Annotated in this window: 9 protein-coding genes; 7 read left to right on the top strand and 2 right to left on the bottom strand. The window is 29.7% G+C overall.

The window, feature by feature from the left end; translation table 11 throughout:
• Positions 1-2 precede the first annotated feature (2 nt).
• The 4 genes from C4F50_RS00440 (at position 3) to C4F50_RS00425 (ending at position 6,691) form a co-directional block, all read left to right on the top strand.
• Complete coding sequence (locus C4F50_RS00440) at positions 3-1,688, top strand: AAA family ATPase (protein WP_193844473.1); 1,686 nt, start codon at positions 3-5, stop codon at positions 1,686-1,688.
• Positions 1,681-2,739 (top strand): HNH endonuclease family protein, encoded by a 1,059-nt coding sequence (locus tag C4F50_RS00435; RefSeq protein ID WP_193844472.1) that lies wholly within the window; start codon positions 1,681-1,683, stop codon positions 2,737-2,739. Before C4F50_RS00440 ends, C4F50_RS00435 begins: the two co-directional genes overlap by 8 nt.
• Before the next feature lie 189 nt (positions 2,740-2,928).
• Positions 2,929-5,457, top strand: coding sequence for an McrB family protein (locus C4F50_RS25810; RefSeq protein WP_284438364.1), 2,529 nt, complete (start codon positions 2,929-2,931; stop codon positions 5,455-5,457).
• The gene (locus C4F50_RS00425) at positions 5,450-6,691 is read left to right on the top strand and encodes an McrC family protein (RefSeq protein WP_193844471.1); all 1,242 of its coding nucleotides are present in this window, start codon (positions 5,450-5,452) and stop codon (positions 6,689-6,691) included. Before C4F50_RS25810 ends, C4F50_RS00425 begins: the two co-directional genes overlap by 8 nt.
• A gap of 170 nt (positions 6,692-6,861) precedes the next feature.
• Here C4F50_RS00425 and C4F50_RS00420 read toward each other — a convergent pair whose 3' ends face one another.
• Together C4F50_RS00420 and C4F50_RS00415 are read right to left on the bottom strand one after the other, a co-directional pair.
• Entirely contained in the window at positions 6,862-7,143 is a 282-nt protein-coding gene (locus C4F50_RS00420; protein WP_193844470.1) for a helix-turn-helix domain-containing protein, read from the bottom strand.
• Positions 7,144-7,186: 43 nt separating this feature from the next.
• Positions 7,187-7,603 carry a hypothetical protein gene (locus tag C4F50_RS00415; RefSeq protein ID WP_193844469.1) on the bottom strand — a complete coding sequence of 139 codons (417 nt, stop codon included), beginning with the start codon at positions 7,601-7,603 and terminating at the stop codon, positions 7,187-7,189.
• A 1,118-nt stretch (positions 7,604-8,721) separates the two neighbouring features.
• On the opposite strand from C4F50_RS00415, the gene C4F50_RS00410 reads away from it, so the two are divergent.
• The 3 genes from C4F50_RS00410 (at position 8,722) to C4F50_RS00400 (ending at position 11,148) form a co-directional block, all read left to right on the top strand.
• Positions 8,722-9,555, top strand: a complete 834-nt coding sequence (locus C4F50_RS00410) for an SDR family NAD(P)-dependent oxidoreductase (RefSeq protein ID WP_193844468.1) — start codon at positions 8,722-8,724, stop codon at positions 9,553-9,555.
• A 17-nt stretch (positions 9,556-9,572) separates the two neighbouring features.
• On the top strand, positions 9,573-10,487 hold the full coding sequence (locus C4F50_RS00405) for an AraC family transcriptional regulator (protein ID WP_193844467.1): 915 nt from the start codon (positions 9,573-9,575) through the stop codon (positions 10,485-10,487).
• A 79-nt stretch (positions 10,488-10,566) separates the two neighbouring features.
• Positions 10,567-11,148, top strand: coding sequence for a TetR/AcrR family transcriptional regulator (locus C4F50_RS00400; protein WP_193844466.1), 582 nt, complete (start codon positions 10,567-10,569; stop codon positions 11,146-11,148).
• Positions 11,149-11,167: the final 19 nt, after the last annotated feature.

Here is an 11,167-nt window from a genome sequence, read left to right as displayed (position 1 = left end):
GCATGAAAATATGCTATATATGGGTTGAGAAGTTTAGAAACTTTAAAAATCAAGGCTTTAATTTTTCTACTTCAGAAAAATTTGAGTACGATTCAATTAATCATCTACTATTTAAAAATGATTTAAAGCCACTTCCTGTAGATTTTTTTGGAAAGAGGATAGTTGATGTAACTGGGTTTATAGGTGAAAATGGCACTGGAAAAAGTAATGCTTTAGAGTTAGTATGTAAGATACTTAAAGGAGGGAAATCTTCATTGAAAAATCATTTTTTTATCATTACAAAAGAAAAAGAAAATTATTACTGCTATTATAAACCGACAATCTTATTTAATCCTTCAGTAAATTTTGATTTAAATTTTGTCCAATATGAAAAAGATATTGACCCTTTAAAAATTATATTTACTTCCAATGTTTCAGATGGAAGAGATTATAATTTTGATAAAAAAATTATAGATCTATCTAAGAATAAAAATTCTTTGACAAAAAGTCGACTTTTTTCAATGATTGAGAAAGTAGATTCTGAATTTAAAATTCAAATGAATTTTATAAATAGCGAATTATTTACAGTCCTAAATATAAAATCTCCTAATAAAATACAGATAAAGAGTAATCTTTGGTCTGCCGCAAGAAATACTTTTTCAGAAAAACAATTATTTGGTAATTATTATGAAGATTACAGAGGTTTTATAAACACTTTTAGATCAAGAATTAATGATATAAAAGTTAATAATAAACTTTACTACATACTTGTCTATTCATTATATCAAGAAACTTTAAAACAATTAAATAGGTTAGAAAAAAACGAAAAAGACAAATACATAGAAGAATTTGGGAGAATAACTGATTTCTACAAAAATTCAACAACTGATGAAATGATTCATGATATGCTATTATGGATGGAATATATCGCAGAAAAAATTGAATTTAGAGTGAAACAGAATTATAGTGATGAAAAAGCAGATACTTTTGTTTTTAAAGAACACCTAAGAACTCTTATAGATATTAAAAACTTAATACAAGAGATTGAAATTGATAATGATAATGAAGGTAGAGGCGCAAGATTCTCAGAGACTTTCATATTTGATTTTAATCCGCAAAATTCAAGATTAGTAGAAAAATTAGCAATATTTGTTGAAAACAGTAGAATGTTTGAAATAAGTTGGTTAGGTATAAGTTCTGGTCATAAAGCATATATAAATATTTTTGCTTCTCTTTCTAACGAATTAATAGGAAGTAAAAAAAGTAATTTATTACTCTGTATAGATGAAGGCGACTTATACTTACATCCAAGATGGCAAACAGAATTTCTAGACAGATTATTGACTTTTTTACCTCAAATTTTTGGTGGCAAAATACAAATTATATTGACTTCCCACTCTCCTTTTCTTCTTTCAGATTTACCCAAACAATCGATTAATATATTTAAAGACCAACAAGAATACCCTGTCTTGAATGGAAATGAACTTGAACATGAAACTTTTGCTGGGAATATTTATAAGCTTTATGAAGAACCTTTCTTTTTAGGAAATCAAAGACTAAGTTTGTTTGCTTCAAAAAAAATTAATTATTTAATTAAAAATATATCAGCTAATGAAGAATTGACTTCTGAAGAACTATCACATTATATCGAATTAATTGGAGACGATATTATCAGACATCATCTTAAAAAAAGGCTAAATTATGATTAAAATTCAACAACATTTAGACCGTCCTGATTCAGATGAATATTTAGACTCATTAGCTTTAGAAATGTGGAATGAATTAAACAAGACGAAAGTAGATGGCGAATATCGCGAAAACTCTTTAATAAAAAAGTTAGAGAAGCTAATTGAAAGAACTGATGAGTATGATTATTTAATTAATGTAGCTAACAATAACCAGGTTACTTTAGGCAACCAAAAAGATTTTTTTACGTATTTAAATGAAAATGAATGTGCTAAACTAAAAAGCATTATCATATCAAGGCCAGAAGAGTTAAATAATCTTCGAGAGGAAATTTTAGCTATTTTAAACGCAGATGATTTTTATTATTCTTATAACGGAGGATATAGGCAAACCTCATTCGGAAAGGTTCTATTAGAAGATTTGTTTAATTACGATAATTTTCGCAAATCACCTTTTTGCAGAGCATTAATGCTTAAGACAGGCTACGAAAATATTACATGCCCCTACTGCAATGATACACGTATTAACATCATTGATATAAGTGGAGCAGATGAGGACGTAACTTTAAGAGCTTATTTGGATTTAGATCATTTTTTTTCTAAATCACAAAATCCATTTTTTGCAATTTCTTTTTATAACCTTGTCCCGTCATGTCATTCTTGTAATGCTTCCGAAAAAGGAGACAAGGTATTTTTATTAAATACACATTCACATCCTTATGTTAAATCATTTAATGAGATCTATAAATTTAATATTGATCAAGATTTTTTCCTTAATGCCTCTACAGAAAATATTATTTTAGAAAACATTTCAGGATTGGATGATTTTAATAGTAGAGATTTTAAATTACAGGAACGGTATCAACAAATACACCTTGATGAAGTTAATAAATTCATTCAATTATATGTAAATTACCAAAATTATATCAATAGTCCAGAATTTGGATTTGATTATAGAGATGCGTTATTGCAAAATATTCCTATTGAATCAAAATTAATTCTAATGAAACCACAAGGGAAATTAATGAGAGATGTATTGCTTCAAATCGATACTTTTCAACTAATTCAAGAATAAAACATTTAATACGCATCAAATATTTGAAGTAATTTATGAGACTCTATTTCTAAGTACTTTTCAATAGGAGATTGAAAAAATATTCATAAAGATTATGATGAGACTTAGATAATGCCACATATAAGAGCTATAGAAAAGTAAATTATATTATATCCCTTTTGTAACTCTCTTAAAAATTTTAATTTGCTTATGAACGAAATTACAAAGCAACATATACTATCGGCAATTAAAGAAATTGATGAAAATGGCATTCCGGCGAGCAGGCAATCAAGCACATATGATTTAATATATGAGAATAAGTTTTATCCTCCAAAACTAGTAATTAGTATAGCCAATCGTTTTGCAACCGGAACAGAACTTGATCCTAATAATTTTGCAGGAGGTCTCGATACACCAGCTTTCCAATTATTAGAAAACGAAGGATTCACGATAATAACCAAGTCAAAAAATAAATTACCTTCTATTACGAATTTTATTAGCCTTATAATTCCTTTAAAGAATCAACTAAAAAATAGTACTTCAATAACTCGAGATTTTACAATCAGTGAACATAAACCCAAAGCTAAATGGGTATGGATTTCTGATTCAGCAAATATAATTGGTGATTATAATTGTCATTATGAAATAATAGAAAGAGCTGATAATATTGAAAATAATATAAAAAAAATATCAGTCGAAATTCATTTTGAAGATAAACTCAAAAAAAACTACTTTGATAAGCTAAAAGATATTTTACCAACTAATACTTATCTGAATGATAAACATCGGCCAGGTGTAAGCATTAGCTATAAAGACAAATTCTCTTATGATGATCCAGATCTTTTAAACAAAATTGAAACTGCACTTCTTTATCTTGAAGAAAACTTGGGAGATACAATTCGTAAAATAAAAACTCAATTGGACAAAATAAATGTAAAGGAAAAATTTGTTAAATGGTTTGTAGAAAACGATGGCAAAACCACTAATTATTTCTCTCAACAATTTAGTTCAAATTTAGATCGCTTAAACTCAGAAATAAATCAATATGAAGAGGTTTATAAAAATGATTTCAATACTGAGTTATTTGTTATAGAAATTAAAAACTATAAAAGGCAAATAGAAGTCATTAAAGCTAATATCTATAATAAATCTGCTAGTTTTTCAAAATATAGTAAAGATAAAAGCAATGACCGACCAAGAGCAATTTTAGGAAACAAAAATTATATCAAATTCTTGAATCAGTATTTTGAAAATAATGAAATTCAAGAAGATAATGCAACCAAAAATAAGAATCTGAATATGAAGTTAAATCAAATTTTATATGGGCCACCAGGAACAGGAAAGACTTATAGTACGATTAATGAAGCATTATTTATACTTGATCCTGAAAACCATGAAGATTTAGATTTTAAGAGTCGAAAGGAATTAAAAGATAGATTTGAAAGTTTTATTAAAAAGGAACAAATCGTTTTTACTACTTTTCATCAAAGTATGTCTTATGAAGATTTCATAGAAGGAATAAAACCACATACAAAAAATGAAAATGTTACTTATGCTGTAGAAGATGGTGTTTTTAAATCTTTGGTAAAAAAAGCATTGGTCGAATACATTAGAAAGGAAGATGTAAATGTAGAAACAAATAGTTTTGATACGCTTTATAATGATTTTGTAGAAAGTATAAAACCTTTGGAAGGAAAAAAAGAGGGAACATTTACGACAAAAACAGGTGTTGAAATTATGCTTGTTGAGGCAAGTAAAACTTCAATCCAAGTAAAATATGTTTGGAGTAATAACAAAAAAGAAGCTGAAGGTGCTAATGTTTTTACAGTTAGTAAAGAGAAATTAAAAAAGGTATTATTAGAAGAAATTGACCCTTCTAAAATTAAAAATCTTAAAACAGAACTGCATCCGCTCATAGGTCATATCCATTGCGAACTTTTTGCAGTCTATAAAAAATTCTATGAGTTTGTTACAGCAAACAAAGGAGTGATTGAAATGCTTCATTATGATTATGATGAGTTATCTTTCGAAGAGGTTAAAGAACAATTTGATTTATTGAGTAAAGAGGAAATTAGTAAAAAAGAAGTGAAACCATATATATTAATCATTGATGAAATTAATCGTGGTAATGTTTCTCAAATTTTTGGAGAACTAATTACATTGATTGAAGAAGACAAACGTTTAGGAAAAGAAGAAGCTATAGAAGTAACTTTACCATACAGTAAAGAAAAATTTGGAGTTCCCTCCAATGTTTATATAATTGGAACAATGAATACGGCAGACAGAAGTATTGAAGCTTTAGATACTGCACTAAGACGTCGTTTTTCATTTGAAGAAGTAATGCCGGAACCTGAATTATTGGAAGAAATTTCATTTGATGGATTTACTTTAGATGAAGTTTTAGGAACTATTAATCAAAGGATTGAAATATTACTTGATCGAGATCATACCATCGGTCATTCTTATTTTTTGAAAGTCAACAGTAACGATACTGAAGAATTAACTGCGGTTTTTCAAAATTGTATTATTCCGTTGCTACAAGAGTACTTTTATCACGATTACGAAAAAATAGCACTGATTTTAGGTCAAGGTTTTGTTAAGGTAAAAGAGAATAAAAATGTTCAATTTGCTTTTGTTGAAGGTTTGGGTCAACCTGAAATAGCAAAACAGTTTGAATTAATTAATGATATTGAAGATATTGAAGAAGCGATAGAGTTACTTTTAAATAAAAATGAATAATAGAACTCCCAGAATACAAGTTTTTGAACACAATACCCTCCATTATGGAAGGGTTTATAAAAACGTGTCTTTTAAGGAAAAACATTTTAGCGCGCTAGTTAAATTAAATGAATTACACGATAATAAATACTTTACTGTAATTCACAAAGGGTTAAAATTAAAGCAATTTGTTGGAGTTATTCAAGTTGATGGCCTTACAATTGAAATTTTACCCAAAATTGACAATAACAATGAAGACGAAAACGTTTGGCAAAATGTTTTAATTGAAATGCTTCGAGTAACTAAGAAACTTAAGATACAGAAAGTAGGCGAAGCAAACGTAAATAAACAAAACATTCATCTGCTTGATATTTACTTCGAGTGGTTTTTAAATGAAGTTCAATTACTAATTCACCAAGGTTTAATTAAACAATATTATAAGGAAACCAATAATGTAAAAGCCTTAAAAGGAAAACTGGAATTTTCGGGACATATTAGCAAAAATCTTGTTCACAAAGAACGATTTTACACCACACACCAAGTGTATGATAAGGATCATTTGCTTCATCAAATACTTTCACAAGCATTATCTATTGTAGAAGAATGTTCTAAAGGAAATTATTTATACAGCAAATGCAAAACAGTGCAATTGGATTTTCCGGAAGTAAAAACCATAAAAGCCAATGAATCTACTTTTGCTAAAATTCCCAAATCTAGAAAAACTGCTCCATATGAAAATGCTTTAGCAATAGCAAGGTTAATTATTTTGAATTATGCTCCAAGTGTTTCCAGCGGATCTGAACGTATGCTCGCATTATTATTTGATATGAATTCTCTTTGGGAGGAATATATCCTAATTCGGCTGAAACAAGCCTCTAATGATCTAACCATTCTTAGTCAGGATTCAAAAGTTCTTTGGAATGGGATTACAATTCGTCCGGATATTGTTATTAAAAAAGGCAATGAAAAATTTATAATTGATACCAAGTGGAAAAACATAGACTATAGTAAACCATCTACTCATGATTTACGTCAAATGTATGTCTACAATGATTATTGGGAATCCACAAAGGCAATGTTACTTTATCCTTCAAATAAATCAAATTTTAAAGGATTTAAAAAATTTGAAGGAGACGATTCAAAACATACATGTGGTTTAGCAAAAATTTCAATTTTCAAAACAGATGGAAAGAATTTAAATGAGAAAATGGGAGAGGAAATTATCAATTGGTTTATTAAATTAAAATCTCCTTAACAGATTATCATCTTTTATCCGTCATAAATTCTTTGTTTTTAATAAACTCCAGATGCAGATCTGAAGCATATTAATTCTGTTTATATCCATATTATTATTATTTCTTGTAGAATCAAGACTCCAGAAAAGAAAGCCTGCTAATCTATATCATTGTTAAAAAAAAGATTCATTCAAATACTATTCTCACGTAGAATTTCCTCAATCTTTACACTGTCGTATAGAAATATATCTCCCAATTTGGTATACGGAAGAATCCCAGTCTGCCTGTATTTTATAATAGTATTATTAGACAGCCCAAATATCTTTTTTAAATCTTCATTTCTGTAATAGGCAGGTCTCAAGGTTTTCCCTTTACTGATTTTTGAATCGATCACTTCCAGTTTTAGCATTAAAGGATCTATAATATTTTTAATCTCCATTATAAAAGCCTCTCTCTTTTCCTTCTTTGTCATAATTGAATTATTCGTTAATGTTATAAATTTTCTAATCCTCGGCCTACCAGTTCTCAAGCTTTCTTTTCCTCTCCATTAATATTCCAATCAAATCATCTAAAAATTTAATCTGTTTCTCTTTATAAGTATAACCTTTACACTCAGAAAACTGTCTGCTTATTCTAGTTATTTTTTTCTGAACTCCTTCATTATTTTTATATGTAAAATTTTCACTTAGAAATTCCTGAATACTGATTCGATTTTTTTTCACATCAGATGGATCAAAAAATAAAAGACCTTCATCCATTAGGATATAAAAAAGAATTGCAAGCTCACTTTTACTATAAGAGCTTTTACATCTTTCAGACGATGATTGATTACTCTGAAAATCATTTAAGAGCAATAAGTTTTCAATCTTTTTTACCCTCTTATCGAGCTTAAAGAAATTATCTAAAATTTCAGAGGTCTTGGCTTTCGTCATTTAAATAAATTATTATTTCTGATTTTTTCCCGACAGAAGTTTCTGTCCAACAATTAGCCATAATGATTTTAGGCTATCAAGCTGTAAAACAAATCTCACTATAAACAATGCTAAAGTAATTGTCGAAAATGGGATTATCTGTATCATTTGTCACACTCGACCTTTTTATTTATTTAACTTTTAAGTTTTTACATTAGATTTAAAGCATATAAGCTCCAGTAGAAAAGAAGTATTGGAATACAATTATTTATTTTAAGAAAATTATGACACTGGTAAAAATCTCCAAATTTTGAAGTATTAATAATTTTACTGCTTTAGCAGTAAAAAATGTATTTTGAAAATTCAGAGGATTCAAAATGAAATTAAAAAAGGCTCTTTTACTCCTAAAGCAGTAAATATTGCAGTTTTATATATGACTTTAAGAAAAGTGTGCCTCTTTATATGCAAAAGCATATATTCTTAAAAGTATACGCTTTTTTATATTCAAAAGCATATAATCTGCTATACAATAAAAAAATCGGAAGCAGCATTAAATTATCTATTCACATTAATCACAAATACAAATAACTGCAAAAGAAATTGATTATGTTATAAAAAAATGTATTTTTGTAATATTAAAAAAACCAGAATCATAACCAATTAACAAACAAGGTATTACATACTAAATTAGCACATTTTAAAGTTCGTGGCAGAATCGTGGCGCAGAACATAAAAAAATATTAGAAATGCAGTATAAGAGCGGGATGCGGAGTTTAGGTTCTGATCCCTCTTTCTCCGCTGAAAGCTTAAAAAGAGACTTTTCAAAGTTTACAAAAAAAGCCTAAAACAAACGGAAAACCCTGCAGATCATAAGATTTTCAGGGTTTTGTCTTTTATAGCGCTTTTTAATATTTATAAAAACAATCAAAAAATTTATGGCGCATTCGTGGCGCAGTGTCCAATGAACTCCATACCTTTTCTGCCACAAAAAGCTAAGGCGAATTTTAAACATCTTTAACCATTTTAAAGAGAAGATTAAAAAAGAAAACAATTTAATCTGAACACATAAATCCTGAATTCGAACACTTTTTAGAGCCATAACTTCCTGAATTTTGCTTTTATAATTAAAATACAAAATTATGAGCACTCAAAAAGTATGGTTTATTACCGGCGCATCAAAAGGAATGGGACTTGAAACCGTAAATGCAGTTTTAAAAAACGGCGGTAAAGTTGCCGCCACTTCCAGAAATCTCAAAGAATTAATTGATAATATTGGGAATCCAAATGAAAATTTCCTTCCGCTTCAGGTTGATATTACAAAGGATGATGAAGTAAAAAATGCGATTCAGACCGTAATTGATACTTTCGGAAAAATTGATGTGGTATTAAACAATGCAGGTTATTATCTGGTTGGAAGTATTGAAGAAATCAGTGATGAAGAATTCCGCAAAACAATGGACGTCAATTTATTGGGAACCGTAAACGTAATCCGTAACGCAATGCCTTTTCTGCGTCAGCAAAAATCAGGGCATATTTTAAATATCGCATCCAATATGGGCTATATCGGTTACGCCAATACGGGAAGTTACAACGCTGCAAAATTTGCTGTCATCGGACTTTCGGAGGCATTGGCTCAGGAAGTAAAACCTTTTCATATCAAAGTTACTGCAATCGCTCCGGGAATGTTCCGTACCAGCTTTATGAGCGACAGCACTTTGGCGGAAGCCAAAAATAAAATAGCTGTTTACAATGTAGAACAACATGTAAATGTGCTCAAAAGTTTTGACGGAAACCAGCCCGGAGATCCAAAGAAACTTGCCAAAGTCCTGCTTGCTGTTACTGAATTGCCAAATCCGCCCGTACATCTTCCGTTAGGAAACGACAGTTATAATTCGATTGTAGAACACCGAAAAAATGAAGCGCAGGAAATGGAAACGTGGAAACAGCTTTCGTTCTCGACTAATTTCGATTAATTCGTAAATTTGCTGCAATGAAAAAATCGTTTCCACATAAAATCAAAAGCATTTCAGAACTGCATCAGTTATTTGCACTTACCAAACCAGATCATCCTTTGGTGAGTGTAATTGATTTTGCTTTGCTGAGCTACAAACACAGCGATATCTGGAAACATTTTACGAATGATTTTTACTGTATTACCTTAAAAAAAGGCATTAACGGAAAATTTAAATACGGCCAGCGTGATTACGATTTTGATGAAGGAATGATGACCTTGACCAAACCCGATCAGGTGTTTTCGGTTACACAGACCAATGACAATCCGGTAACTGGTTTTATGCTGGTTTTTAAACCAGATTTAATCCGAAATTATCCGTTAGGAAAAACAATACACAATTACGGATTTTTTTCTTATTCAATTGCCGAAGCATTACATCTTTCTGACAAGGAAGATGTAATTATTTCTGGTCTTTTAAAACAAATGCAGGATGAACTGAAAAACAATATCGATCATTACAGCCAGGATTTAATTGTTTCGCATCTCGATTTACTGCTCAATTATATTAATAGATTCTACGGCCGCCAATTTATTACCCGAAAAACGTCAAATCATGATTTATTAAGCAGAATTGATCAAACTTTATTGGACTATTTTGATCATGAAAACGGAGTTCTAAAAGGCGTTCCAACGGTTCAGTACTTGGCACAGGAACTCAATATTTCCTCCAATTATCTGAGCGATTTACTCCGAACCATTACAGGTCTAAGCGCTCAGCAATACATTCAGAATCATCTTATTGAAAAATCAAAACAATTACTTGCCGGATCAAGTTTAAGCGTAAATGAAATCGCTTATTCATTAGGTTTCGAGTATGCACAGTCCTTTAGCAAACTCTTCAAAAAGAAAACCAATTTAACTCCCCTGCAATTCAGACAATCTTTTAATTAAAAAAGAAAAATTGCTTTAAAAATTTGGAGTAAACTTATTTTTATTTAATTTTGTATCAATCATTACAAAAATAAAAACAATGAGAGGAAGACCTACCGTCTATGAAGACGCTAATATTGTAAAAAAAGCGCAAGAAGTTTTTTGGCAGAAAGGATACAGTGCAACCTCATTGAGCGATCTGCAAAAAGCAACCGGAGCTGGAGCCGGAAGTTTTTACAATACTTTTAAAGGCGGCAAAAAAGAGGTTTTCCAGAAAGCGATTGAAGAACGACGATTGGCTTTTGATACTTTTAAAACTGAATTAAGCAAAAGTGAATCTCCCTTAGAATTAATTAAGGACTTTTTTAGAAGTATCGCTTCCTCGGAAGAAAATGAGCACCTCAAAGGCTGTATTATTGCCAATACGGTTGTAGAAATGACTTTTATTGATGAAAATCTGGAAGCCAATGCGGTTCAGATTTTAAAAGAGGTCGAACAAATGTTTACTCAGGCAATTAAAAATGAAAAATTAAAAGGAAACTTAAAAACACAAACAGATCCCGAAATTCTGGGCAGATATCTAATAACATTTTGGTGCGGACTCAATACACTCAGACGAATGTACCCGGACAAAAATGTCTTAAAAAATCAAATCGAAATGCAATTAGCTGTTATCAGCTAATTTTTTTGACTATTTATGT

It is taken from the genome of Flavobacterium hungaricum (assembly GCF_015182285.1).
Classification (GTDB): Bacteria; Bacteroidota; Bacteroidia; order Flavobacteriales; family Flavobacteriaceae; genus Flavobacterium; species Flavobacterium hungaricum.
The sequence above is the reverse complement of the archived record's forward strand: the minus strand, read 5'-3'. Positions and strand labels throughout refer to the sequence as shown.

What these genes read in the sequence shown, in the direction of transcription:
- C4F50_RS25810 (WP_284438364.1), top strand. Translation starts at nt 2,929, where the DNA reads ATGAACGAAATTACAAAGCAACATATACTATCGGCAATTAAAGAAATT.
- C4F50_RS00425 (WP_193844471.1), top strand. Translation starts at nt 5,450, where the DNA reads ATGAATAATAGAACTCCCAGAATACAAGTTTTTGAACACAATACCCTC.
- C4F50_RS00415 (WP_193844469.1), bottom strand. Translation starts at nt 7,603, where the DNA reads ATGACGAAAGCCAAGACCTCTGAAATTTTAGATAATTTCTTTAAGCTC.
- C4F50_RS00435 (WP_193844472.1), top strand. Translation starts at nt 1,681, where the DNA reads ATGATTAAAATTCAACAACATTTAGACCGTCCTGATTCAGATGAATAT.
- C4F50_RS00400 (WP_193844466.1), top strand. Translation starts at nt 10,567, where the DNA reads ATGAGAGGAAGACCTACCGTCTATGAAGACGCTAATATTGTAAAAAAA.
- C4F50_RS00405 (WP_193844467.1), top strand. Translation starts at nt 9,573, where the DNA reads ATGAAAAAATCGTTTCCACATAAAATCAAAAGCATTTCAGAACTGCAT.
- C4F50_RS00410 (WP_193844468.1), top strand. Translation starts at nt 8,722, where the DNA reads ATGAGCACTCAAAAAGTATGGTTTATTACCGGCGCATCAAAAGGAATG.
- C4F50_RS00440 (WP_193844473.1), top strand. Translation starts at nt 3, where the DNA reads ATGAAAATATGCTATATATGGGTTGAGAAGTTTAGAAACTTTAAAAAT.
- C4F50_RS00420 (WP_193844470.1), bottom strand. Translation starts at nt 7,143, where the DNA reads ATGACAAAGAAGGAAAAGAGAGAGGCTTTTATAATGGAGATTAAAAAT.